Annotated in this window: 22 protein-coding genes; 14 read left to right on the forward strand and 8 right to left on the reverse strand. The window is 66.7% G+C overall.

Annotation, left to right across the window (positions count from 1 at the left end; all coding sequences use genetic code 11):
* The first annotated feature begins 54 nt into the window (after nt 1-54).
* The 6 genes from OX459_RS19035 to OX459_RS19060 all read left to right on the forward strand — a co-directional run bounded on the left by OX459_RS19035 (nt 55) and on the right by OX459_RS19060 (nt 6,250).
* On the forward strand, nt 55-1,467 hold the full coding sequence (locus OX459_RS19035; RefSeq protein WP_289906191.1) for an efflux transporter outer membrane subunit: 1,413 nt from the start codon (nt 55-57) through the stop codon (nt 1,465-1,467).
* A 73-nt stretch (nt 1,468-1,540) separates the two neighbouring features.
* A complete protein-coding gene (locus tag OX459_RS19040; protein ID WP_034782299.1) occupies nt 1,541-2,047 on the forward strand; it encodes a MarR family transcriptional regulator in 507 nt (168 codons plus the stop codon).
* Nucleotides 2,048-2,057: 10 nt separating this feature from the next.
* Nucleotides 2,058-4,202, forward strand: a complete 2,145-nt coding sequence (locus OX459_RS19045; protein WP_289906192.1) for an FUSC family protein — start codon at nt 2,058-2,060, stop codon at nt 4,200-4,202.
* Nucleotides 4,192-4,392, forward strand: a complete 201-nt coding sequence (locus OX459_RS19050) for a DUF1656 domain-containing protein (RefSeq protein WP_070224633.1) — start codon at nt 4,192-4,194, stop codon at nt 4,390-4,392. Before OX459_RS19045 ends, OX459_RS19050 begins: the two co-directional genes overlap by 11 nt.
* A gap of 38 nt (nt 4,393-4,430) precedes the next feature.
* Nucleotides 4,431-5,336, forward strand: a complete 906-nt coding sequence (locus tag OX459_RS19055) for an efflux RND transporter periplasmic adaptor subunit (RefSeq protein WP_289906193.1) — start codon at nt 4,431-4,433, stop codon at nt 5,334-5,336.
* A complete protein-coding gene (locus OX459_RS19060; protein ID WP_289900001.1) occupies nt 5,333-6,250 on the forward strand; it encodes a LysR substrate-binding domain-containing protein in 918 nt (305 codons plus the stop codon). The genes OX459_RS19055 and OX459_RS19060 overlap by 4 nt, the downstream gene beginning before the upstream one ends.
* A 10-nt stretch (nt 6,251-6,260) precedes the next feature.
* Here the strand turns inward: OX459_RS19060 and OX459_RS19065 are convergent, their stop codons facing one another.
* The 5 genes from OX459_RS19065 to OX459_RS19085 all read right to left on the reverse strand — a co-directional run bounded on the left by OX459_RS19065 (nt 6,261) and on the right by OX459_RS19085 (nt 10,498).
* A complete protein-coding gene (locus OX459_RS19065) occupies nt 6,261-6,713 on the reverse strand; it encodes an ester cyclase (RefSeq protein ID WP_289906424.1) in 453 nt (150 codons plus the stop codon).
* A 217-nt stretch (nt 6,714-6,930) separates the two neighbouring features.
* Nucleotides 6,931-7,677: an SDR family oxidoreductase gene (locus tag OX459_RS19070; RefSeq protein ID WP_289906194.1), complete on the reverse strand. Its 747-nt coding sequence runs from the start codon at nt 7,675-7,677 to the stop codon at nt 6,931-6,933.
* A gap of 228 nt (nt 7,678-7,905) precedes the next feature.
* Complete coding sequence (locus OX459_RS19075) at nt 7,906-8,130, reverse strand: hypothetical protein (protein ID WP_289906195.1); 225 nt, start codon at nt 8,128-8,130, stop codon at nt 7,906-7,908.
* Nucleotides 8,131-8,144: 14 nt separating this feature from the next.
* On the reverse strand, nt 8,145-8,816 hold the full coding sequence (locus OX459_RS19080) for a thiol:disulfide interchange protein DsbA/DsbL (RefSeq protein ID WP_289906196.1): 672 nt from the start codon (nt 8,814-8,816) through the stop codon (nt 8,145-8,147).
* A gap of 146 nt (nt 8,817-8,962) precedes the next feature.
* Nucleotides 8,963-10,498, reverse strand: a complete 1,536-nt coding sequence (locus OX459_RS19085) for a TonB-dependent receptor (protein ID WP_289906197.1) — start codon at nt 10,496-10,498, stop codon at nt 8,963-8,965.
* 245 nt (nt 10,499-10,743) lie between these two features.
* On the opposite strand from OX459_RS19085, the gene OX459_RS19090 reads away from it, so the two are divergent.
* Together OX459_RS19090 and OX459_RS19095 are read left to right on the forward strand one after the other, a co-directional pair.
* Nucleotides 10,744-13,032 (forward strand): M1 family metallopeptidase, encoded by a 2,289-nt coding sequence (locus tag OX459_RS19090; protein ID WP_289906198.1) that lies wholly within the window; start codon nt 10,744-10,746, stop codon nt 13,030-13,032.
* A complete protein-coding gene (locus OX459_RS19095) occupies nt 13,029-13,913 on the forward strand; it encodes a hypothetical protein (RefSeq protein WP_289906199.1) in 885 nt (294 codons plus the stop codon). The genes OX459_RS19090 and OX459_RS19095 overlap by 4 nt, the downstream gene beginning before the upstream one ends.
* Here OX459_RS19095 and OX459_RS19100 read toward each other — a convergent pair whose 3' ends face one another.
* On the reverse strand, nt 13,914-14,804 hold the full coding sequence (locus tag OX459_RS19100) for a LysR family transcriptional regulator (protein ID WP_289906200.1): 891 nt from the start codon (nt 14,802-14,804) through the stop codon (nt 13,914-13,916).
* Between the two features lie 114 nt (nt 14,805-14,918).
* On the opposite strand from OX459_RS19100, the gene OX459_RS19105 reads away from it, so the two are divergent.
* Nucleotides 14,919-15,722 (forward strand): class III extradiol ring-cleavage dioxygenase, encoded by an 804-nt coding sequence (locus OX459_RS19105; protein ID WP_289906201.1) that lies wholly within the window; start codon nt 14,919-14,921, stop codon nt 15,720-15,722.
* Nucleotides 15,723-15,791: 69 nt separating this feature from the next.
* On the opposite strand, the gene ylqF is transcribed toward OX459_RS19105, so the two are convergent.
* Nucleotides 15,792-16,739 (reverse strand): ribosome biogenesis GTPase YlqF, encoded by a 948-nt coding sequence (gene ylqF / locus OX459_RS19110; protein ID WP_083411975.1) that lies wholly within the window; start codon nt 16,737-16,739, stop codon nt 15,792-15,794.
* 200 nt (nt 16,740-16,939) lie between these two features.
* On the opposite strand from ylqF, the gene OX459_RS19115 reads away from it, so the two are divergent.
* On the forward strand, nt 16,940-17,737 hold the full coding sequence (locus tag OX459_RS19115; RefSeq protein WP_289906202.1) for a hypothetical protein: 798 nt from the start codon (nt 16,940-16,942) through the stop codon (nt 17,735-17,737).
* Nucleotides 17,738-17,906: 169 nt separating this feature from the next.
* A complete protein-coding gene (locus OX459_RS19120; protein WP_143451364.1) occupies nt 17,907-18,293 on the forward strand; it encodes a hypothetical protein in 387 nt (128 codons plus the stop codon).
* Nucleotides 18,294-18,307: 14 nt separating this feature from the next.
* Here the strand turns inward: OX459_RS19120 and OX459_RS19125 are convergent, their stop codons facing one another.
* Nucleotides 18,308-19,234, reverse strand: a complete 927-nt coding sequence (locus OX459_RS19125) for a histone deacetylase family protein (protein WP_099665135.1) — start codon at nt 19,232-19,234, stop codon at nt 18,308-18,310.
* 244 nt (nt 19,235-19,478) lie between these two features.
* Here OX459_RS19125 and OX459_RS19130 point away from each other — a divergent pair, with 244 nt between their 5' ends.
* Genes OX459_RS19130 through OX459_RS19140 form a run of 3 tightly spaced genes read left to right on the forward strand, consistent with a single transcriptional unit; the run spans nt 19,479 to nt 23,409 of the window.
* Nucleotides 19,479-20,387 carry an AAA family ATPase gene (locus OX459_RS19130; protein ID WP_289906203.1) on the forward strand — a complete coding sequence of 303 codons (909 nt, stop codon included), beginning with the start codon at nt 19,479-19,481 and terminating at the stop codon, nt 20,385-20,387.
* Between the two features lie 5 nt (nt 20,388-20,392).
* Complete coding sequence (locus tag OX459_RS19135) at nt 20,393-21,391, forward strand: DUF58 domain-containing protein (protein WP_289906204.1); 999 nt, start codon at nt 20,393-20,395, stop codon at nt 21,389-21,391.
* Complete coding sequence (locus tag OX459_RS19140) at nt 21,388-23,409, forward strand: DUF3488 and transglutaminase-like domain-containing protein (RefSeq protein ID WP_289906205.1); 2,022 nt, start codon at nt 21,388-21,390, stop codon at nt 23,407-23,409. Before OX459_RS19135 ends, OX459_RS19140 begins: the two co-directional genes overlap by 4 nt.
* The last annotated feature ends 7 nt before the right edge of the window (nt 23,410-23,416 follow it).

Here is a 23,416-nt window from a genome sequence, read left to right on the forward strand (position 1 = left end):
ACCGCGGCGAGCTGTCAGCAGCACCCCCAACACGATCTTTCCCGGAGTCCCTGCATGTCCCTGCACCGCCGTTTGCTTGCCGCCAGCCTGATCCTTGCCTTGAGCGCCTGCGCCGACATGGGCCATATCGCGCCGCAATCGGCCATGCTCGACGCCAACAAGCTGCAGGCGAGCCAGGCCATGGATGCCGCCGCCAGCGCCGCCATACAATGGCCGCGCACGCAATGGTGGCAAGACTTGCACGACCCCCAATTGAACCGCCTGATGGAGCAGGCGCTGGCCGACAGCCCTACCCTGCGCGGGGCCCAGGCGCGCGTGCGCCAGGCCGAGGCGCTGGCGGGCGCGGCGGAAGACAAGACCCGCCCGCAGGCCGACGCGAATGTTTCGATCAACCGCGAACTGTATTCGCAGCATGGCAGCACGCCGGCGCCCCTGGCCGGCAATTACGCCTGGCGCAACCAGGCCACCGTCACGGCTTCGTACGACCTGGACCTGTGGGGCCGCAACCGCGCCGCCCTGTCCGCCGCCCTGGGCGACGTGCAGATGGCGTCGGCCGAATCGCAGATGGCCCGCCTGGCGCTGGAAACGGCGCTGGTGCGCACCTATATCCAGCTGTCGTATGAATTCCAGCTGCAGGACGTGATCGAACGCAGCCTGGCGCAGCGCGCCCGCATCCTCGACATCACGCGCCAGCGCAAGCAAGCCGGCATCGGCACCGATATTGATGTAGCGCAAATAGAAACCACTTTGCCCGCCGGCCGGCGCCAGCTGGAACAGTCGGCCGAGTCGCTGGCCCTGCTGCGCAACCAGCTGGCGGCCCTATCGGGCAAGGGTCCGGCAGCCGGTGCGGCGCTCACGCGGCCCGTGCTGCGCCTGGACCAGCCGCTGGCCATTCCCGCCGCCCTGCCAGCCGACCTGATCGGCCGCCGCCCCGACATCGCCGCCCAGCGCTGGCGCGTGGAAGCGGCGGCGCAACGCATCGACGCCGCCAAGGCCGAGTTCTACCCGAACGTCAACCTGGTGGCCTTTGCCGGCTTCCAGGCCTTCGGCTTCAGCCATTTTCTCGATGCCAACTCGGACATCCGCGGCGTCTCGCCCGCGCTGAGCCTGCCCATCTTCGCCGGCGCCCGCCTGCGCGCCCAGCTGGGCAGCCAGACGGCCGTGTACGACGGTGCCGTGGAGCAATACAACGCCACCGTCATCAACGCCATGTCGGACGTGGCCAACGCCGTCACGAAGGCCCAGTCGCTGGAAAAGCAGCACCAGCTGACCGTGCAGGCGCTGGCCACGGCGCAGCGCGCGCGCGACCTGGCGGAAAAGGCCTACAAGGCGGGCATGAGCGACGCCATCAACATGCTCAACACGCAAGTGGCGCTGCTGGCGGAAGAACAGCAGCAGGCGCAAAATGGGGCGCGCGAGCTCGATCTGTACGTTTCCTTGATGAATGCACTGGGAGGCGGCATCTGAGCTTGCAATCCTGGCATTGCCCTAGCCCAACAAGATACAATCGGAACTTTATTCACACATGAAGGAATATGACATGACCGCTTTTGACGCCACCTCCAAGCGGCTGCAAAACATCCGCACGCGCATGCCAGGCTTCCCCATGGAACTGATGCGCCTGTTGCGCATGACGTACCACATTCAAAAAGGCATGAAGGATCTGACCAATGCCGCGCTGAAAAAGCACGACCTGGTCGATGCCAGCTACATGGTGCTGGCCGTGCTGTACGGCACGGACGACGAAACCTCGAACGCCTGCACCCTGGGCATGGCGTGCCATGAAAAGCCGGCCAACCTGACGCGCGTGTGCAACGACCTGGAAACGCGCGGACTGATCCACCGCGGCACGCGCCCCGGCGACCGCCGCTCCGTGATGATCTCGCTGACCGACAAGGGCCGCGCCCTGATCGAAACGGCGCTGCCGGACGTGTACCAGGAAACCTCGGCCCTGTACGAAGGTTTCACGGACGAAGAGCTGCAAGTGCTGGACAAGCTGTACATGCGCCAGTTGCGCAACCTCAACAATCTCAACAACCAGAACTGATAGCCTATCGATGACGCCAGCCACAGCAACAAAACCTATATACGGCCCCCTGACCCGGGCGGCCCACTGGCTGGCGCTGGCGCTGCAGGACTGGCGCTCGACGGAAGGCGAACGCTGGATCTACGTCGGCAAGACCCTCATCGCCTCGTTCTGCGCGCTGTGGCTGGCCTACCGCCTGGGCCTCGATTCGCCCAGCACGGCGATGACCACGACCATCATCCTGGCCCTGCCCAGCAGCGGCATGGTGCTGGAAAAAAGCTTTTACCGCCTGTGCGGCACCCTGCTCGGATGCACGGCCGCGCTGACCCTGATCGGCCTGTTCCCGCAGCAGCCCGTGCTGCTGTTCGCCGGCCTGGCCCTGTGGGTGGGTCTGTGCACGAGCGGCTCGGCCCTGCACCGCAACGCGCAATCGTATGTGTACGTGCTGGCCGGCTACACGGCCTGCATGATCGTGCTGCCCGCCATCGAGCAGCCGATGCAGGTGTTCGCGCTGGCCGTCACGCGCGTGGCTGAAGTGGGCCTGGGCATCATCTGCTCGGCGGCCGTCTCCAGCGTGCTGCTGCCGCGCCACCAGGGCACGCAGGTGATGCGCACGGTGCAAGCGCGCTACGGCAAATTCCTCACCTTTTGCCAGGACGTGCTGCAGCAAAAACTCACGCCGGCGCAGGTGGAGCTGACGCACCTGCAATTCGCCGCCGACGTGGCGGCGCTGGAACTGGGCCGCTCGGCCGCCCTGTTCGAAGTCACCAGCAAAGTGAGCCACGTGCGCGCGCAAAACCGCAAGCTGCATGCCTTCAACGCCACCTTCATGACGGCGCTGACCACCTTCTATACCTTCCACCGCCTGTTCGACCGCCTGCAGCGCGACGACGAGACGCAAGTCATGCAGGCTTGCGCGCCCCTGTACGCCATCGTCGCCGAAGCGCTGCAAACGACGCCGTCGCAAGACTCGCTCGACACCATGCAGCAGCACCTGCAAACGGCGCTGGGGCAGGCCCGCGCGGACATCGACGGCGCCCCCATCGCGCATGCGCAGCGCATCGATTTCGACACCGTGTGCGAGCTGCTCGAGCGCTTCGCGCGCGACATGAGCCGCTTTCACGAAGTGTATTTCAGCCTGGCGCACGATACGCCACTGGAAATCAGCACGCCGCAGGCCTACGCGCCGAAGACGCCGCCCGCGCTGGTGATCGCCAGCGGCGCGCGCGCGGCCATCAGCCTGGCCCTGCTGGCGCTGGGCGCCTACTTCCTCGCCTGGCCCTACGCCAGCACGGCGATGCTGATGGCGGCCGTGTTCTGCGCGCTGGCCTCGTCCTCGCCGCGCCCCATCCTGATGATCCGGCAAGTGCTGGCGGGTTTTTTGATCGCCATGCCGCTGTCGCTCGTCTGCGTGTACTTCGTGCTGGTGCATGGCGACGGCTTCCCCATGCTGGTACTGAGTTTTGCGCCCTTCCTCGCCGTGGGCTTGTATCTGATGACGAATCCGGCCAAGCTGGGCGTGGGCCTGGGCGTGTCGACCTTCATCACGCAGATGGCGCCGACAAATCTGATGCATGTCGACGGCGCCGCCTTCCTCAACACGGGCATGGCGCTGATCGTCGGCCTGATGCTGGCCGCCCTCGTGTTTGCCGTGCTGTTGCCCGAGCACACGATGGGCCACAAGGACCATATCGGCCGCGCCCTGTGGCGCGAAGCGCTGCATGCGTGCACGGCGCCGGCGCGGCGCGTGAAACACCGTTTCGACAACCGCGTGCGCGACTTGCTCAGCCAGCTCAATGCGGCGGCCGGCCCGGCGCCTGGCGAGGCCACGCGCGCCGTCGTGCGCCAGGCCCTGACCCTGCTGGAAATCGGCCACTCGGTGATCGAATTGCGCGAACTGATCGCGACCGCCCGGCCGGGCGCCACGCGCCACGCGCTGCAGCAGTGCGTGGACCACATCGCCGGCTGGCTGCGCACGCGCGGCGACACGGCACTGCAGGCGGCCCTGGCGGCGACCCTGCAGGCGGGCGCCGTGGTGCGCGCGGCGCAGAACGAAGCCGGCGTCACACCCGAGCGCAGCGCGCGCCTGCAGACGGCGCTGGCCGACCTGCATTCGATCTACACCTCTTTACTCGACCACATGGCGCCTGGCGCCGGAGACCACCATGCCGCGTGAATTCGCCCTGTTCGGAATTCTGATTCCTACCCTGCTGCCCCTGTTCATCCTCAGCATCGGCCTGCAAACCCTGCTCGACCGCGTGCTGGGCTGGCTGGGCGTGTACCGCATGGTGTGGCACCCGTCGCTGGCGCGGCTGTGCATCTTCATCGCCATCTTCGGCGCGCTGGCCTTATCGCTTTACAAATAAAAAAAACTGTTCAATCCAATCAAGGAAAGGCTGCCGACATGGTAAGCAAACTGACCCGCTATGCAATCACCCTGCTGCTATTGGCTGCAGCCCTGTGGATAGGCAAGACCGTCTGGGACCGCTACATGGAGTCGCCGTGGACGCGCGACGGCCGCATCAAGGCCGACATCGTCAACATCAGCGCCGACGTGGCCGGCACCGTCACGGACGTGCTGGTGCGCGACAACCAGGTGGTGCAAAAAGGCGACGTGCTGTTCGTCGTCGACAAGGAACGCTATGCGAGCGCGCTGGCGCAGGCCGACGCCGTGCTGGCGGCGCAAAAAACGGAGATGGGCCGCCGCGGCAAGGAAGCGCAGCGCCGCGCAGGCCTCGACGCCAGCATCATCTCGACGGAAAGCCGCGAAAGCGCGGCCTTTGCCGCCAGCTCGGCCTCGTCGCAAGTGCAGGCCGCCGTGGCCGCCCGCGCGCTGGCGCAATTGAATCTGGAGCGCACCACCGTGCGCGCCCCCGTCAGCGGCTACGTGACCAACCTGAACGTGCACAAGGGCGATTTCGCCGCCGTCGGCGCGGCCAAGCTGGCCGTCATCGACAGCGCCTCGTACTACGTCGTCGGCTACTTCGAAGAGACCAAGCTGGGCATGCTGGCGCAGGACGACAAGGCGGAAATGAATCTGATGAGCGGCGGCACCCTGCATGGCCACATCGAGAGCATCGCGCGCGGCATCACCGACCGCGACGCCGCCACGGGCCGGGAATTGCTGGCCGACGTCAATCCCACCTTCAACTGGGTGCGCCTGGCGCAGCGCGTGCCCGTGCGCATCCACATCGACGAGCAGCCGAAGGGGCAATTGCTGGTGGCCGGCACCACGTGCACCGTGGTGATCACGCCCCACTCGGCGCATTCCGCACCGGCGCCGAAGCCAGCGGCCGCGCACCCGGCATGAGCCGCGGCGGCGCCGGACGCCTGGCGGAAATCGCCCTGTTCCTCAACGCCGCGGCGCTGGGCAGCTTTTCCGCGGCCGGCCGCAAGCACGGCCTGTCGCCGGCCGCCGCCAGCGCCGCCATCGCGCGCCTGGAAACGGCGCTGGGCGTCACCCTGTTCGAGCGCACCACGCGCCAGCTGCGCCTGACGGAAGAGGGTCTGCACTACCGCCACTACAGCGAACAGGCGCTGGACTTGCTGGCGCAGGCGGAAGACGGCTTGCCTGCAGGCGGCGCCGCCGTGCGCGGCGTGGTGCGCATCTCGGCGCCGTCCGACATCGGCCGCCAGCTGCTGCTGCCCATGCTCGACCGCTTTGCCGCGCTGCACCCGCAGGTGCGCCATGCGCTGACCTTGACGGACGCCACGGCCAGGCTGGTGCAGGACGATATCGACCTGGCCATCCGCTACGGCGAGCTGCCCGACAGCGACATGGTGGCGCGCCTGCTGCACCCGGGCCGGCGCGTCGTGTGCGTGGCGCCCGCGCTGGCCGCCAAAGTGGGCGTGCCGGCCACACCGCGCGACCTGGCGCTGCTGCCGACGCTCGTGCTGACGGCGGGTGACGGCGCGCCGCAGGAGTGGCGCTACCGTGAGGATGGCAAGCGCCACAGCCTGCGCCCGCAAGGCGCCTGGCACAGCAACGATGGCGAAATCATCCGCCGCTGGGCCGTGGCCGGCCATGGCTATGCCTACAAATCCCTGCTCGACATCGGCGACGACCTGCGCGCGGGGCGCTTGCACACGGTGCTCGACGATTACTTTGCCGACAGCGTCCCCCTGAACCTGCTGTACCGGCGCAGCCGCTTCCAGCCGCCGCGCGTGGCCCTGCTGGCCGACTTCCTGCTGCAGCAATTCGCCGCCCTGCCGGCGCAGCGCTAGCGGGCCACGGTCAGGGCGCCAGCACGCCCAGCTGGCGCAGCAGGGTCAGATTATCTTCCAGGTGCCAGTTGTCGCTGATGCGCCCCTGCGCATTGACCCGGTACAGATCGAACGCGTAAAAGTCGATGGCTTGTCCCTTGCCGCGCACCTCGCCCTGCGGCGTGGGGAAGACGCCCGTGAAGCGGCCTGTGAAATGCAGGCGCAAGGTGACACGGTCGCTGGCCACCAGCATGTCGTCGATGGCCACCTGCAAATCCGGCACGGCCGCGTGAAAGACCTGTGACGCCTGCAGCGGGCCGGCCAGTCCCTGCGGGCGGCCGGCGGGCAAGCTGCGATCGGTAAAATCGTCGGCCAGCGCCAGGCGCGCCAGGGCCGGATCGCCGCTCTGCCAGAACGCGGCATAGCGGCGCGCGGCCAGCACCACCTTGTCGGTGGCGGCGGCGCCGGCCAGGTGGGCCGGCATGGGCAGTGAAGGCGCCACGTCGGCGGCATGGACTGGCGCGGCAGCGGCCAGCAGAGAAAGGGCCAGGATGGCGGGGGCAAGAACAGGTGCGGGCATAATGAATCCAGGTGGGTTGATCGGCGTGCCTGCTGCATAGGGCACCCCGTCATTCTGGACTCGCTTGCCCTATTTGATAATTGGCCCCAAGATTGAATCACTTGCTTGCAGTAGTTGAAAATCAGCGGCCGCCGGCCACGTCGAGGATGCTGCCCGTCACATACGTGGCGCCCGGTCCCAGCAGGTACAGGATGGCGTCGGCGATTTCTTCCGGCTGGCCGCCCCGCTGCATGGGCACGCCGGACGCCAGGCGCGCCACCCGTCCCGGTTCGCCGCCCGACGCGTGGATGTCCGTGTAGATGATGCCGGGGCGCACGCCGTTGACGCGGATGCCCTCGGCCGCCACTTCCTTCGCCAGGCCGATGGTGAGCGTATCGACGGCGCCTTTCGAGGCCGCGTAATCGATGTATTCGCCCGGGGAGCCGAGGCGCGCGGCTGCCGACGAGACATTCACGATGCGTCCGCCCTGCCCGCCATTGGCCGTCGACATGCGCCGCACGGCTTGCTGGCAGCACAGGAAATAACTGATCACGTTGGTGCGCAGCACGCGTTCGAGGCGCTGCACGGAAATGTCGGCCAGCCGGCATTTCTGCTCCAGCACGCCCACATTGTTGACCAGCGCCGTCAAGGTCCCCAGGCGCGCGTCGACTTCCGCAAACAGGCGCTGCACGTCGGCTTCATCGCTGACGTCAGCCTGCACGGCGATGGCCTCGCCCCCGCCGGCGACGATGCGCGCGCACAGCGCCTCGGCCGCCTGCGCATCGCGCACATAGTTGACGCAAACGGCATAGCCCTGGCGCGCCGCCAGCTGCGCCGTCGCCGCGCCGATGCCGCGGCTGCTACCGGTAATCAAGATCACTTCCTTCATCGCCCCTCCTGAATGGTTGTGGCTTCATGATACCTGTAAGCTGCAGGCGTAAAAAAGCCCGCGCAAGGCGGGCAGTTTGTCTGTCTATTCCTTATCGTCACAACGCCGGAGAAAATCGTAGCGAGCGGCAGTGATTTGTGGCCGAGAAGCGCAACCGTACTTTATTACGGTGAGCATCGCCGGCCGCAAAGCGCGACGCGCGACGCGCAGTAGATTTTATCCGGCGTTCTATGGCCTGAAATGCGTCATGGCGTAAGTCAGATGCTGCCACCAGTGCTCGCGCGACTGCACGGACGCCAGGCATTTCGCGTCGACCTCGTTCTTGAACGCGGGGTCCACGCACGCCTTGGTGGCCAGCGCATTGCGCTGGTTTTCCACGCTGACGATGGCAATCGCCAGCCAGGCCACGAGGGCAAGAGCCAGCGCGCACAGGGTCCAGGGCAGCTGTTTCATGACGTTCTCCTGTATTACTTCTTCGCTGGCGCGGGGGCGCGCTCTTTCAGCACGCGCGCCACCAGTTCATCCATCACGCGCAGGGTCGCTGTCTGGGTTTGCGGCTCGGACTGCCCCGGACGCGACAGCTGCGCCGGCGACGTCACGAAGCGGCCATCGATGACGATGGTCGGCGCGCTGTCGATCTTGCTGGCGGTGATCAGCTGTTCATTGCGTTTCAGCTTGGTCTGCACGCCGAAGGAATTGAACATGTCCAGGTATTTCGCCTTGTCGATGCCGTTCTTCACCAGCAGGTCGAGGATGGCGTCATCGCGGTTCAGGCGGTTGCGCTCGACGTGGATGGCACGGAAGATCTTGTCGTGGAACTGGTCCAGCTGGCCCATCGCCTCCAGCGTGGCGTAGGCGTGCGCCTGCGGATCCTTCGGGCCGGAGAAGGCCAGGTGGATGCGGCGGAAGGCGATCTTGTCGCCCTGCTTCTTGACCCAGTCGTGCATCAGCGGATCGAGCGCGTAGCAATGCGGGCAGGAATACATGAAGTACTCCACCACTTCCACCTTCTTGCCCGTGTCCGTGCGCACTGGCGTCGGGAGCGTGGTAAAGCCGGTATCGGCCGCCATGGCGCCGCCGGTGGCCGCCACCAGGGTGACAGCGGCAAGCAGGGGACGCAAGAAACGCAGAAAACGCATAATAATCCTTCATCATAAATGGTCGTGAACGGGGCGAGATTACCACTTTTTGCGCCAGGCGATGAGGCCCGGGCGGAAAAAAGCCGTGTTTATCGCCCCGGTTTGCGCCAGCTTAAGCCGTATTTAAGCCCCGCTGCGCCCGCGCCTCAAAAATGGTAGCGCGCCGACACGCGCAGCTGGCGCGCATCCTTGAGGTAAATGCTGGAGCGGCAGCCGGGCGCATCGCCGAAATGGCGGCGGTTGGCCAGGTTGCTGCCGGCCAGTTCCAGCTCCCAGGCGCCCAGCTTGTGCACATAGCGCCCGTCCACGGTTGCAAACGCGGGCACCTGCGCCAGGCAGCTGCCGGCGAAATCGGGACCATAGCGCAGCGCGCGCAGCCATTGCACGCCCGCGTCGGCACTGGCGCCGCCCTGCCCCGTCCAGTATAGGCGCAGGCTGGCCAGGGTTTTCGGCACGAGGGCGATATCCGGGCCGTCATAGGCGTAATCGTCGTAGCGCGCATGCACTTGCCGCAGTTGGCCGTCGAGGCGCCAGTCGCGCGCCAGCGCCATGCTGGCCTCGATGGCGATGCCGTCGCGGCGCGAGGGGTCGAGGTTGCCCGCAAAGCCCAGCTGGCCCAGGCTCTGGTCGAAGACGATCTGGTTGCTCAGGCGCTCGCTGAATACGCGCACGGAAGCGCTGCGCGCCGCGTCGCCAAAGGTGGCGCCCACTTCCATTTCGCGCCGCAACTGACCCGCCAGGGGGCGGTAGCCGGCGCGGGTATAGCCATCGTCGTCGATGCGGTAGCTGCGCGCGGCCTTGGCGTAGACGCTCAATTGCGGGCGCAATTGCAGGCTGCCCTGCAAGTCCCAGGCATTCTGGTTTTCCCAGTCGCTGCCGCCGGCGGGCAGGTCGGCCGGATCGAGCTGGAACTGTTCATGCCGCAGCCCCAGCAGCAGGCGCGGCGCATACGGGCCGCCGAAGGCCAGCTCTTCGCGCAGCAGCAGCGCGCGCGAATACTGGCGGCGCTGTCCGTCGCCATCGCGGTCCGAGCGCCGCTGCCACTGCATCAGGTCCAGGCCCACTTCCGTATCCGTGCCCACGCCGCCCACCTTGCCGTAATGGCGCAGGCGGGGCGCCAGTTGCCGGCGGCGGCTGCTGTACCTCGATTCGCTGCTGCCGTACTCGCCCGCATAGTGGGCCGTGGCGCGCTTTTCCCGCTGCGACAGTTCCACGCCCAGCTCGAAACTGCCCACATAACGCTGCACGAAGGCGCTGGCGCGCCGCACCTCATAGCGGTACAGGTCTTCCGGGCGCGCCGACAGCAAGGCCAGGAACGGCGCCTCGGGCGCGGGATAGCGGGTGTCCTGCTTCAGCTGGTCGGCGCTGAAGCCGAAGCGGCCCTGGCGCGCCTTCCATTCCGCGCCGCCGTTGAAGCCGCGCTGGTGAAACACGCTGCCATCGCGGTAATTGCCATTGCGCAGCCCATCCATGGCCACATCGAGCGTCATGCCGTCCTGTTCGCGCGACAGGGCGCCGCGCACGCTGTGCTGGCCGCCCTGCGCCAGCTCGGCGGACACGTCGCCATGCGTGACGCCGGCCGCGCCGGCATCCACGCCTTCCTGCGCGCACGCCGGCATGGCCAGGGCGCACAGCAGCAAGGTGCGCGTGGCGATGGTCAGGATGGGAGGGGCAGGCATCATGGCGGCAGGCTTGAGGCGTCACCGCGGCGCGGACGCGCGCTGGTGGAACGGAGGGATGGCAAAAGCGAATCATTATACGCACGGCGCACGGCGCCGCAAGCGCCAGCCCGGCGGTACTTTCCTTATGCCAATATTTTATTGGTTATTTGGCATTTTTGTAGGTATATTAAGGTGCGCCCGGCGATCCCGGGCGCAGCCGACTGCATTTAAAAATCAACAATAAGAAGTCACTGTGGGAGTCACGCATGGAAAGTCGTAGCACAACGCGCCGGGGGCCGCCAAGTCCCCGCGGCACGCGCCGCAGCATTGGTTTTTTCCCCATCTCGGGCAAGCTCAAAGCCCTTTCCATCACCGCCATGCTGCTGGCCGGCCTTGCTTTGCAGGCCGACCTGTTCGCCCAGCCAAGCCAAGGCAAGCCGGCCGGCGCGCCCACGCCGCTGGCGCCGTCCGCCGACGGCATCGCCCTGGCGTCGCCGCATGCGTCGGCCGTCAGCACGCCCAGCGCCAGCAATGCCTGGGGCGGTGCGCGCACAGGCGCGCAAGCGACCCTGTCGGACCGCGTCGTCGATTACCAGATCGAAGCGACGCTCGATCCCGTCAAGCACACGATAGACGGCCAGCAGAAACTGCGCTGGCGCAACCGCAGCGCGCAAGCCGTCAGCAGCGTGTACCTGCACCTGTACCTGAATGCCTTCGAAGGCGAACATTCGACCTTCTTCACCGAAAAGCGCAAGCTCGACACGGGTTTCCGCTCGGGGGTCGACACGCGCGACGGCGAGTGGGGCTACATCGAACTGCGCAGCATGACGCAGAACGGCGCCAAGGCGCCCTGGCATTTCGTCCAGCCGGACAACGGCCCGGCCACCGACCGCACGGTCGTGCGCGTCGATTTGCCGCAGGCCGTCGCGCCGGGCGCCGAGACGACGCTCGACATCCGCTTCTTCGACCAGCTGCCGCGCGTCATCGCGCGCACCGGCTATTTCGGCAGCTTCCACCTGGTGGGCCAGTGGTTCCCCAAGATCGCCGTGCTGGAACTGCCCGGCGAACGGGGCGCCACCGCGCCGCGCTGGAACGCGCATGAATTCCACCTCAATTCGGAGTTCTACGCCGATTTCGGCAACTACGACGTGAAGCTGACCGTGCCCAAGGAGTACACGGTGGGCGCCACGGGCGAACTGCAGGCCGCGCCGCAGGAAAAGAACGGCATGCTCACGCATCACTATGTGCAGGGCGACGTGCACGATTTCGCCTGGACGGCAGACAAGCGCAGCGCGCAGCCGTTGACGGGCAGCTGGAGCGGCCCGGGCAGCCCGCCGGTGGCCATCAAGGTGCTGTACCCGCCCGAATACGCGTCGAACGCGGCGCCCGCGCTGCAGGCGGCGAAGGATTCGCTCACGTATTTCTCGCGCACCCTGGGCCCGTATCCGTACAAGACCCTGACGGTGGTGATTCCGCCGTTTAACGCGGCCGAAGCGGGCGGCATGGAATACCCGACCTTCATCACGGCCTCGAGCTACGCCAACCTGCAGCCGAAGACCATCCCCGAATTCGGCCTCGATTTCGTCACCATCCATGAATTCGGTCATGGCTATTTCTATGGCATCCTGGCGTCGAACGAGTTCGAGGAACCCCTCCTCGACGAAGGCTTGAACGAATACTGGGATCAGCGCATGCTGCGCGCGCGCGGCCAGGACATCCACGCCACCACGCCCCTGCTCAAGCGCCTGGGCTTCGATCCCGTCTTCAAGGTCTTCGAATTCGAGCGCATGGCCGCCCCGCGCCAGGATGCGGCCGACCCGCTGGGCCAGAACGCGTGGAACCGCCTGCAGGGCGTGGGCCCCGTCTACAGCCGCACGGCCATCACCATGCGCGACCTGGAGGCGCGCATCGGCAGCGAAGCCATGGAACGGGGCTTCAAGGCCTATTACGAACAGTGGAAATTCCGCCACCCGAGCGTGGCCGACCTGCGCGAAACGCTGGCCGAGGCGACGGGCCAGCGCCGCATCGTGGAACAGGTCTTCGCGCAGCAGGTCTATGCCAGCGCGAATATCGACGACCGCATCGGCACCTTCACCAGCGAAGAGCAGACGCCGCTGGCCGGCATGGCGGTGGTGAACGGCAAGCGCGTGGAACATACGGCCGAAGCGCTGGAAAAAGAGGAGAAAAAGGTACGCGAGGCGTGGGACAAGGCGCATCCGGACGCCAAGCCCGGCACGGGCCCGTATCCTTATCTCACCAGCGTGGTCTTGCGCCGCCGCGGCGCGCCCGTGCCGCAGGTGCTGCTGGTGAAATTCGCCGACGGCAGCTCCGAACGCGTGGTGTGGGATAACGAGCAGCTGTGGCAGCGCTACACCTGGAGCAAGCCCGTGAAGGCCGTCTCGGCCGAACTCGATCCCGACCGCGTGCACTACCTCGACGTCAACAAGCTCGATGACAGCCGCACCCTGAAAGCCGACACCTCGGCCGCGCGGCGCTGGAGCTTCGACCTTGCCGCCGTCTTCCAATACCTCCTTTCCCTGATTGCCACCGTATGAGCGCCACTTCCACGACACGGGCCAGCGGCCTGACCCTGACCACGCGCGCCGGCCGCGCCGCCCTGCAATGGCGCTTGCTGCTGCTGTGGGCGGGCCTGCTGCTGGTCCCCGCCATCCTTGCCGTCATACCCCTCTGGCGCACCTTGAGCGCCAGCCTCGATAACGCCGTGCATGCGGCGGCCCTGGCGCACAAGCTCGACCTGATGACCCTGGCCGACCTGGTGGCCAACACGGGACGCAACGGCGCCGCCATCAGCCAGGCCGCCATCACCGGCGTCGTGCTGGCCCTGCTGCTGTCGCCGCTGCTGAGCGGCCTGGTGGTGACGGCCGCGCGCGCGCCTGCGCCACCCGGCTTCGGCCCCCTGCTGACGGGTGCCTTCAGCGAATACGGCCGCATGCTGCGCATGTTGCTGTGGAGCATCGTGCCGCTGGGCGTGGCGCTGGCGATCGGCGCCGGCGCGCTGAAACTGGCCGACAAGCACGCGGCAAAGGCCATCCTGGAAGCGGACGCCGACCTGGCCCGCCACCTGGCCTTGCTGCTCACGGGCTTGCTGTTCCTGCTGGCCTGCGCCACGCTCGACGCGGGCCGCGCGGCGCTGGCCGTCGACCGCCGCCGCACGTCGGCCGTCAAGGCCTGGTGGCGGGGACTGGGCATGCTGCGCCGGCGTCCGCTGGCCAGCCTGGCCATCTACCTCGTCATCACCCTGCTGGGGCTGGCGCTGTATGCGCTGCTGGGCGTGGCGCGCCTGAACCTGGCAGCGCCCGGCCCGCTGGCCATCGTGGCCGGCTTGCTGGTGACGCAGCTGGCCGCGCTGGTGCTGGCGTGGATGCGCAGCGCGCGCCTGTTCGCCTTGATTGACGTCAAGCGCTCGCTCGCGTAATCACGCCCCCAGGCGCCCTTCATCGGCCAGGAAGTCGATGAAGGTGCGCACTTTCGACGACAGGTAGCGGCGGCTCGTGTACACGGCGTACACCTTGCCGCCCGCCAGCTTGAAATCGTCGAAGAGGCGCACCAGCCGCCCCGCCGCCAGGTCCGCATCCGTCTGCCACGACGGCAGCAGCGCGATGCCCATGCCGTCGAGCACGGCCGCGTGCAGCAGGCTTTCGTTATTGCATTGCAGGACAGGCGAAAACTTCACCGTCTCGCGCCCCTGTGCCCCGTCGAAGGCCAGTTCATTGCCGTTTGCCAACAAGGAATAGCTGATCATGGCGTGCTGCGCCAGGTCTTGCGGCAGGTGCGGGTGGCCCGCGCGCGCCAGATAGGCGGGCGCGGCCACCAGGTGGAATTCGATGCTGCCGATGGGCCGCGCGATCAGGGTCGGCGATGGGGCCTGGCTCACGCGCAGGGCCAGGTCGAAGCCCTCTTCCACCAGGTTCACCACGCGGCCGCTGAGGTCGATGTCGAAGGTCACCTCCGGAAAGCGCTCGCGGTAGGCGGCCAGGGTGCGCGTAAAGATGGCGTTGGCGAACCAGACGGGCGCGCTCAGGCGCAGCATGCCGCGCGGCACTACCGTCGTGCGGCCGACGGTCGCTTCCACCTCGTCGAGATTGTCGAGCATATCGCGGCACTGTTCGAAATACACCTTGCCGATTTCCGTCAGGCTCAGGTGGCGGCTGCTGCGGTTCAGCAGGCGCGCGCCCAGGTGGCGCTCCAGGTGCATCACATGCTTGCTGACCATGGCCGGCGACAGGTCCAGGCGCTCGCTGGCGCGCACAAAACTGTCCAGCTCCACCACGGCGCGAAACACGCGCATGCTGCGCAAGGTATCCATGACGACCCAATCATCAACAAAATGGAAATGATATATCAATAATAGCGATCTTGATCAACTGACTGCGCATGACTATCATGGTTCCATCGTTAGCCATTCCCACCAGGAGCCGCCATGCAAGAGCACACCTTCCCCACCTACTTCCTGTCGCACGGCGGCGGCCCGTGGCCGTTCATGAAAGACCAGTTCGGCGGCCGCTACGACGTGCTGGAAGCGTCGCTGCAGGCTATCCCGCGCCAGGTCGGCGCGCGTCCCAAGGCCGTGCTGGTCGTCACGGCGCACTGGGAAGGGCCGCAATTCCTCGTTTCGGCCAGCCCCCGTCCGGGCATGATCTACGATTATTCAGGCTTTCCGCCGCATACGTACCAGATCCAGTACCCGGCGCCGGGCGCGCCGGAACTGGCGGCGCAAGTCAAACAGTTGCTCGACGCGGCCGGCCATCCGGCACGCCTGGACCACGAGCGGGGTTTCGACCACGGCACCTTCAGCGCCCTGTTCCCCATCTACCCGCAGGCGGACATGCCGCTGGTGCAACTGTCGCTGAAACACGGCTACGACCCGCTCACGCACGTCGAGGTGGGCCGCGCGCTGGCCAGCCTGCGCCGCCAGGGCGTGCTGATACTCGGCAGCGGCCTCAGTTATCACAACCTGCGCCAGTTCGGCCAGGCGGGCGCCGTCGCCTCGCACCAGTTCGACGCCTGGCTGCGCCAGGCCATGGCCTTGCCGCCAGAACAAAGGCTGGAGCAATTGCTGGCCTGGGACCAGGCGCCGGGCGCGCGCCAGGCTCATCCGCAGGAAGACCATCTGCTACCACTGATGGTGGCGCTGGGCGCGGCCGAGCAGGAAGCGGCGCAGGTGGTGTACCACGAGGAGGATTTCTTTGGCGCGCTGGCCGTCACCAGCTTCAAATTCGGCTAATCGGCCAGCGCATGCAAAAAGCGCCGCGACATTGCTGTCGCGGCGCTTTTTGCATGGTGAAGCGGTAACTTACGTGCCGCGCTTGCCGCGCGCCGCATTCCTGGCCTTCTCGGCGGCGATTTCCGCCGCCTTGGCCGCTTTTTCCGCCATCTCGGCCGCGTGCTGGGCCAGCAGGGCCGCGCGCGTATCCGGCGTTTCCAGCGAAATGCGTCCCAGGATGCCGCTGCGGTAGTCGAGCAGCAGGGTATGCGAGGCTTTCTCGAAATCGTAGTCGCCGCCCTTGATGCGGAAGCCGCGCTTGGCGGCGATGCCCTCGACCACGCCGATGGCGTCGACTTCATCGACCTTGGTGCCGTAGCGGGCCGCCAGCAAGTCCGGATAGCGCTTGAGCAATTCCTCGGCCAGGAACACGGCCACTTCCTCTTCGATCAGCGCGTTCGAGCCGATGGCGTGGCTGGCCGCCAGCATCAGGCCATCGCTGGGGATGGCGATCTTCGGCCACAGCATGCCGGGCGTGTCGACCAAAATCGTGTTCTTGTCCAGGTACAACTTTTGCTGCATCTTGGTGACGGCCGGCTCGTCGCCCACCTTGGCCACGCGCTTTTTCAGCAGCGCGTTCATCAGGGTCGACTTGCCCACGTTGGGGATGCCCATGATCATGATGCGCAGCGGCTTCGTCGGCACGCCGCGGTGCGGCGCCAGCGATTTCGCCAGTTCCGGGATGCGCGCCACGTCGCCCGGCTTCTTGGTCGTCATCGCATATGCGGTCACGCCTTCCTGGGCGTTGAAATACGCCACCCAGGCGGCCGTGGCGGCAGGATCGGCCAGGTCGGTCTTGTTGAGGATCTTCAGGCAAGGGCGCTGGCGGAACAGGCGCAGCTCGTCCACCATGGGATTGCAGCTGGCTGCCGGCAGGCGCGCGTCCACCACTTCAATCACCAGATCGGTGTTTTCCATGGTCTCGGCCGCTTTCTTGCGGGCCGCGTTCATGTGTCCTGGGTACCATTGTATCGCCATGCTCTTGCTTTCAAAATCGTTCGGTCAATCCGCTATTTTACGTGGTTGCCGCCACGACGTCCCATTTTCCGCCGCCAATGCCAGCCGTGCGACACGAACGAGACAATTGGTGATAATTTGGCAGTTACATGAATGATAAGATTCGCAGTCCGTCCAGCCTGGACGGTTTCCCATCGCAAGCTTAACCTGGCACGCAATCCATGCACTTTCCCCGCTTTTGCCTCCTCGCCTCCCTTTATGCCAGCCTGCTGCCCGCCATGGCCCAGGAACAAGCGGCGGCGCGGGGCGACGCGGCAAGCCAGGAAATGCAGCAGATTGTCGACGTGCAAAGCACGCGCGATCCCGACCTGCGCCCCTACCGCACCATGCTCAAGGGACTCGATGCGTATGCCGACCACCAGCGCCTGGCGCCGGGCGCGCCGCTGCGCTTCATGCTGATTCCCGCCACGCCGCAGGCCAGGCTCGACGGCGTGACCTTGCACTTGTCGGCCGACAACCTGTCGATCCCCGTGCCGCTGGCGGCGGACGGCGGCTTTACCTTGTCGCGCGACAAGACCGCCTACGATGCGAATGCCGACCTGGTCAGCAACAAGAAGCGCGACACCTTGCGCTGGCGCGCCGACATCCATACGCCGGGCCTGCCCCAGAACGTGCGCCGCCTGGGCGACTTGCGCCTGGAATGCGAAATCCGCTGGGCCGTCGAGCAGGATGAGTTGTCCTTTGTCCGGCGCAACCTGTTCCGCCTGGCAGGCGGGCCATGCCACTCGTCGCTGATCCACGTGCCGTTTCCCGTGGTGCGCAAGCTGCTTGCCGTGCAGGCGCGCTCGGGCGAGCGCACGCTGGACATCCGCGTCACGCAAGACCGGCAGCGCTTCGTGCCGCCGCTGCATGACCTGAACTGGGACGACAATACCCTGCTGACCCTGACCTACGCCGACGACGGAAAAATGGCGGGAGCCGCCCTGGCAGCGCCCTCGCCGGCAGCGCAGCGCCAGTAAGGCGCCGCCCGCGCAGCCAGGTCAAATATTTCCACATGGATTCTTATATTTACTGAAAGAAATAAAGAAGTATGTTCTAATATCGCCTCTTAAATGAAAAGCAATTATTTTCCAGGCTGGCTAGCGCCGGGTGCAGGGAGATAGGCGATAGGGATGGCTCGATATGGTGATGGAACACACTGGCAAGGCGCCAGCGGCACACGTGGAATGCGAACGTGGCAGCGCGCGCCCGGCCAAGGCGGCGGCCAAGCGCGTGCCGCGCAATGGCAGCCTGTTGCAGTGGAAGAAGGAATGCCGGCAATTGCAGGGGCAAGTGGCGCAGCTGGAAGAGCGCCTGAAGCGCCAGAGCGCCGACAGCTATGGCTTGCAAGTGCTGTATGACCAATTGGTCAATGAAATCAAGCACCACCGCGACATGTTGCAGCTCGACAGTTTTGACGCGGATAAATCATCGCTCGTCTACACGCAAGCCTGGCGCCGCTTCATGGCTGGCGACGCGCTCGACTACCAGACGCACCGCCACACGAATTCCCGCAGCCGCCCCAGCCTGCTGTAGTTCAAGCTCACTCCTTACAGCTCCGCCAGCGCCTTCACGTGCGCGGCCACGCTGCGGCCCAGTGACGACAGGTTGTAGCCCCCTTCGAGGCAACTGACGATGCGGCCCTTGCCATACTGATGGGCCACGGCCATCATTTGCTGCGTCATCCACGTGTAGTCGGCCTCCACCAGACCCATGCCGCCCACGTCGTCTTCGCGGTGGGCGTCGAAACCGGCGGAAATGAAAATCATCTGCGGCTGCTGCCGGTGCAGCGCGGGCAGCCAGTGGTCGAGCACCAGCTGGCGCACGGCGTCGCCTTTCGAGCGGGCCGGCACGGGCACGTTGACGCGCGTGTCCGTGTACGATTCCACGTCGCTGTACGGATAGAACGGGTGCTGGAAAAAGCTGACCATCAGGATGCGCGGATCGTGCGCCACGGATTCGGCCGTGCCATTGCCATGATGTACGTCAAAGTCGACGATGGCGACCCGTTCGAGCCCGCGCACGTCGAGCGCATGCTTGGCGGCGATGGCGATATTATTGAACAGGCAAAAGCCCATGGGCTCGCTGGGCCGCGCATGGTGGCCGGGCGGGCGGATCGCGCAAAAAGCGTTGCTGATCTCGCCGTCGATGACGGCGTCCGTGGCGGCCACGGCCGAGCCGGCCGCAGCCAGCGCCGCGTCGTAGCTGTGCGCGTTGAGCAGGGTGTCGCCGTCGAGCGGGTAATAATCGCCCGCGGGCGGCACGTTGTCGCGCACGAGGCCGATGGCCGTGGCGCTGTGGTTGCGCTCGATATCGGACAATTGCGCGCGCACGCCGTCGCGGTGCTCGACCAGGTCGCTGATGTGCGCCAGGATCAATTGATCGTTGATGGCCTGCAAGCGGGCCGGCGATTCGGGATGCCAGTCGCCCATTTCGTGGCGCTGGCAATCGGGATGGGTATAAATGGCTGTGCTCATGCGCTGTACTGGTTACCTCTGTCTCTGCTCTCTATCCATACCGGGAACGCATGCCGGAATCACTGCAGAGCATTCCTGCCTGCCTGGCCCGTTCTCGCATAAAATCACTGGCTGGTCTGTGCCGCCCTTGCCGCCTTTGCTGTCACGCTAATCTACCACGAGCGCGCAGGCGACGGGCGGCGTGGTTTGACCTGGCCAAAGCGATTGTAAATTAAATAATCCGTCTTACTGTGATAGAAATAGCATGTTTTCGAAAATACACCAGGCCGCACAGCAGATCGGCGAAGTTCTCGTCGGCAAACAGTTACAGATCCGCCAGACCCTCGCCTGCGTGCTGGCCGGCGGCCACCTGCTGATCGAGGACGTGCCCGGCGTGGGCAAGACGACCCTGGCGCATGCGCTGGCCATCTCGCTGGGCCTGCAATGGAAGCGCCAGCAGTTTACCAGCGACCTGCTGCCCGCCGACGTGGCCGGCATGAGCGTGTATGACCGTGGCAGTGGCAGTTTCATCTTTCATCCTGGCCCCCTGTTTACCCAGGTGCTGCTGGCCGACGAGATCAACCGCGCCACGCCGAAGACGCAATCGGGCTTGCTGGAAGCGATGGAAGAGCGGCAAGTGACGCTCGATGGCGTCACGCGCGCGCTGCCGCAGCCGTTTTTCGTCATCGCCACGCAAAACTGCGCGCACCAGCTGGGCACCTTCCCCCTGCCCGAATCGCAGCTCGACCGTTTTCTCATGTGCGTCACCCTGGGCTACCCCGATGCGGCCGCCGAACGGGAGCTGCTGCTGGGCGCCGACCGCCGCGCCATGCTGCAAACCTTGCCGGCCGTCATGAACGCGGAAGAATTGCTGCAGGCGCAAGCGGGCCTGCGCGCCATCCACGCCTCACCTGCCGTCGTCGACTACGTGCTGTCCCTCGTGCATGCCACCCGCGTGCCGGGCGTGTTTGCCGATGGCCTGAGCCCGCGCGCCGCGCTGGCCTTGCTGCAGGCGGCGCGCGCCTGGGCCGCCCTGGCCGGACGCGACCACGTCACGCCCGACGATGTGCAAGCCGTACTCATTCCCGTCTGCGCCCACCGCCTGCACGCCGCGCAAGGGGTCACGGACAGCCGCACGCTGCTGCAGCAATTGCTGCTGGCGACACCCGTCTGACAGCCGTGCGCCTGCGTACCATCCGCTGGCTGCCGGCGCGCCCCTGGCTGGGCGCGCAGCGCGTGCACATCCGTCCCTCGCGCGCGGGCCTGGCGTTTGCCGCCCTGCTGCTGGCGCTGTGGATCGCCGCCGTCAACTACCGCCTGGGCCTGGGCTACGCGCTGACCTGTTTCGCGGCCGCCTGCGCCATCGCCGACATGCTGTTTGCCAGCCGTAACCTGGCGGGCCTGGCGTTGGCCGCCACGCCGGGCAATCCCGTGTTCGCGGGCAGTCAGGCCACGTTCACCTTGCGCTTGATCAACCGCAGCGCCCGCCCGCGCCATGCGATCCACCTGACCATGCGCGATTCGGCGGCGGCGCCCGGCCCGGTCGACATCGCCGCCCACGGGGAAACGGCCGTCACCATCGTCGTTGCGGCGCGGCAACGCGGATGGGTGATTGCCCCGCCGGTGCGCCTGTCCGGCAGTTTCCCGCTGGGCCTGTTTATCGCCTGGTGCCATTGGCAGCCCGAAGCGCACGTGCTCGTGTATCCGCAACCCGAGCACAACGCGCCGCCGCTGCCCTTGCCGGCTGGCACGGTACAGCAGACACGGCAGCAAACACGGCCACGCACGTCCGATGGCGCCCTGGAACTGGCAGTGGAACTGGCGGGCGTGCGCGCCTACCAAGCGGGCGACCCCTTGCGGCGCCTGGCCTGGCGCCAGATCGCCCGCCATGACGGCGAGCATTTATTCAGCAAGCAATTCCAGCCAGCCGCCGACGCACCAACGGGAGCCGCCCCTGACAGCATCGTGCTCGAGCACGCCGCCCTGCACGCGCTGGCGCCGGAAGCGCGATTGTCGCGCCTGGCCGCCTGGGTGTTGCAGGCGGAACGCACGGGCCTGCCATACGGCTTGCGCCTGGGCACGCTGACCGTGGCGCCGGCCCTGGGCGCCCACCAGCGCGACGCCTGCCTGCGCGCGCTGGCCCTGCACGATTTGCCACAGGATGAGGCCATGGCATGAGGCAATGGCTAGCTAACTTGTCGCGCGACAAGGCCGACATCCTGCTGCTGTTGCTGGCCGCCGCCATGGTGCTGGCGCCGCACGCGCTGCACCTGCCCCCATGGCTGTCGGCCGCGGCCGCCGCGCCCCTGCTGTGGCGCGCCTTCATCACCCTGCGGGGCCGGCGCCAGCCGCGGCTGGCCGTGCTCGCGCCGCTGGCCTTGCTCGGCATCGCCGCCGTCTATGTCAGCTACGGCACCGTACTGGGACGCGATGCGGGCGTGGCCATGCTGGCCTTGCTGCTGGCCTTGAAATCGCTGGAAATGCATGGCCGGCGCGACATCTTCGTCTTTGTCTTCCTCAGTTTTTTCCTCCTGTTGGCGAACTTCTTTCATGCGCAAGGCATCGTCAGCGCCGCCTGGATGCTGGCCACCGTCATCGTCCTGCTGGCCGGCCTGCTGTCGTCCCAGTATGGCGCCGTGCAACCACGCCTGGCGCACAGGCTGGGCTTGCTGGGACGCATGCTGGCGCTGGCCCTTCCCCTGTCGGCCGTGATGTTTCTTGCCGTGCCACGCGTCGACGGCCCCCTGTGGGGCGCGGCACCAGAAGGCACGCAGGCGCGCACGGGCTTGTCCGACAGCATGCAGCCGGGCGCCATCGCCTCGCTGGCCCTGTCAAGCGAACCCGTCTTCACAGCCCGTTTCAGCACACCGCTCCCGCCGCAAGACCAGCTGTATTGGCGCGGCGTGGTGCTGGGCGACTTCGACGGCGCCACCTGGACGCGCAGGGGCGCTGGCCAGCGCACGCCTGCCAGCGACAGCCGGATAGACATCGCCCTGGAAGGCCAGCCCAGCCAGTACGAAGTGACGTTGCAAGCGAGCGGCCAGCGGCGCATCTTCGCGCTCGACGTGCCGCGCAGCATCGAACGCTTGCCCGGCAATCCGTACGTCGTGTCGTCCGCGCTGGAAGTGCTGACCATACAGCCCATTACTTCGACCGTCCGTTACCGCGTCAGTTCCCAGCCCCGCTACCGCTTGCAGGCCAGCCTGACTTTTGCCCAGCAGCAGCCCTGGCTGGCCTTGCCTGCCGGCAGCAATCCGCGCAGCGTGGCCTGGGCCCGCGCATTGCGCGGCCATGGCGCGCAGGCGCTGGCGCCCGCCGACGCCATCGCCGCCGTGCTCGAGCACTTCCGCCGCGCACCCTTCCGCTACACCCTGAAGCCGCCGCTGCTGGGCAAGCATGGCGTCGACGACTTCCTGTTTGCCACGCAAGCGGGCTTTTGCGAACATTACGCGGGCAGCTTTGTCGTGCTGATGCGCGCCATGGGCATTCCCGCGCGCGTCGTCACCGGTTACCAGGGCGGCCTGCATGGCGCGGCAGACAACAGCCTGAGCGTGCGCCAGTCCGACGCCCATGCGTGGAGCGAAGTGTGGCTCGCGGGCCGGGGCTGGGTGCGCGTCGATCCCACCAGCGCCGTCGCGCCCCTGCGCACGGAGCGCAACCTCGATGCCGCCCTGCCGCCGGCCCCATCGCCGCTGACGGCATGGCGCGCCCTGGCTGGCCTCGACGGCGGCGCGCACGGAGCGCTGGCCGCGTGGCGCCAGCAATGGCAGCAAGCCGAGCAAGCCTGGAGCAGCTGGGTGCTCGACACCACGCCGCAACGCCGGCGCGCCATGCTCGATGGCTTGAAAAACCTGCCGGCAAAGAAACTGGCAGCCGCTTGCGCCGTGCTGGCCCTGCTGTCCGCCCTGGCCGGCGCACTGGTCTGGTGGCGGCAGACGCGGCAAGGCGATCCGCTCGACGCCCTGTACGCGCAGTTTTGCCACCGGCAGGCGCGGCGCGGCTACAGCCGTGCGCCGCATGAAGGCCCGCACGGTTATGCTGCCCGTTTGGCCGCAGGCAAGGCCACACAAGAAGCGCACGCCGCCATCGCACAGTTTCTGGCAATCTATGCCGCGATGAAGTATGGTAATGCCAACCCAGACGAACAACTCCGCGCGCGGCGCAGCTTGCGCCGCCTGTTAACCCAATGCCGATGAGACGCTC

Source organism: Janthinobacterium sp. SUN026 (assembly GCF_030397625.1).
Lineage (GTDB): Bacteria > Pseudomonadota > Gammaproteobacteria > Burkholderiales > Burkholderiaceae_D > Janthinobacterium > Janthinobacterium kumbetense.

Coding starts and splice junctions, on each gene's coding strand:
- OX459_RS19035 (WP_289906191.1), top strand. CDS start 55: ATGTCCCTGCACCGCCGTTTGCTTGCCGCCAGCCTGATCCTTGCCTTG.
- OX459_RS19040 (WP_034782299.1), top strand. CDS start 1,541: ATGACCGCTTTTGACGCCACCTCCAAGCGGCTGCAAAACATCCGCACG.
- OX459_RS19045 (WP_289906192.1), top strand. CDS start 2,058: ATGACGCCAGCCACAGCAACAAAACCTATATACGGCCCCCTGACCCGG.
- OX459_RS19050 (WP_070224633.1), top strand. CDS start 4,192: ATGCCGCGTGAATTCGCCCTGTTCGGAATTCTGATTCCTACCCTGCTG.
- OX459_RS19055 (WP_289906193.1), top strand. CDS start 4,431: ATGGTAAGCAAACTGACCCGCTATGCAATCACCCTGCTGCTATTGGCT.
- OX459_RS19060 (WP_289900001.1), top strand. CDS start 5,333: ATGAGCCGCGGCGGCGCCGGACGCCTGGCGGAAATCGCCCTGTTCCTC.
- OX459_RS19065 (WP_289906424.1), bottom strand. CDS start 6,713: ATGCCGGCCCACCTGGCCGGCGCCGCCGCCACCGACAAGGTGGTGCTG.
- OX459_RS19070 (WP_289906194.1), bottom strand. CDS start 7,677: ATGAAGGAAGTGATCTTGATTACCGGTAGCAGCCGCGGCATCGGCGCG.
- OX459_RS19075 (WP_289906195.1), bottom strand. CDS start 8,130: ATGAAACAGCTGCCCTGGACCCTGTGCGCGCTGGCTCTTGCCCTCGTG.
- OX459_RS19080 (WP_289906196.1), bottom strand. CDS start 8,816: ATGCGTTTTCTGCGTTTCTTGCGTCCCCTGCTTGCCGCTGTCACCCTG.
- OX459_RS19085 (WP_289906197.1), bottom strand. CDS start 10,498: ATGATGCCTGCCCCTCCCATCCTGACCATCGCCACGCGCACCTTGCTG.
- OX459_RS19090 (WP_289906198.1), top strand. CDS start 10,744: ATGGAAAGTCGTAGCACAACGCGCCGGGGGCCGCCAAGTCCCCGCGGC.
- OX459_RS19095 (WP_289906199.1), top strand. CDS start 13,029: ATGAGCGCCACTTCCACGACACGGGCCAGCGGCCTGACCCTGACCACG.
- OX459_RS19100 (WP_289906200.1), bottom strand. CDS start 14,804: ATGGATACCTTGCGCAGCATGCGCGTGTTTCGCGCCGTGGTGGAGCTG.
- OX459_RS19105 (WP_289906201.1), top strand. CDS start 14,919: ATGCAAGAGCACACCTTCCCCACCTACTTCCTGTCGCACGGCGGCGGC.
- ylqF (WP_083411975.1), bottom strand. CDS start 16,739: ATGGCGATACAATGGTACCCAGGACACATGAACGCGGCCCGCAAGAAA.
- OX459_RS19115 (WP_289906202.1), top strand. CDS start 16,940: ATGCACTTTCCCCGCTTTTGCCTCCTCGCCTCCCTTTATGCCAGCCTG.
- OX459_RS19120 (WP_143451364.1), top strand. CDS start 17,907: ATGGAACACACTGGCAAGGCGCCAGCGGCACACGTGGAATGCGAACGT.
- OX459_RS19125 (WP_099665135.1), bottom strand. CDS start 19,234: ATGAGCACAGCCATTTATACCCATCCCGATTGCCAGCGCCACGAAATG.
- OX459_RS19130 (WP_289906203.1), top strand. CDS start 19,479: ATGTTTTCGAAAATACACCAGGCCGCACAGCAGATCGGCGAAGTTCTC.
- OX459_RS19140 (WP_289906205.1), top strand. CDS start 21,388: ATGAGGCAATGGCTAGCTAACTTGTCGCGCGACAAGGCCGACATCCTG.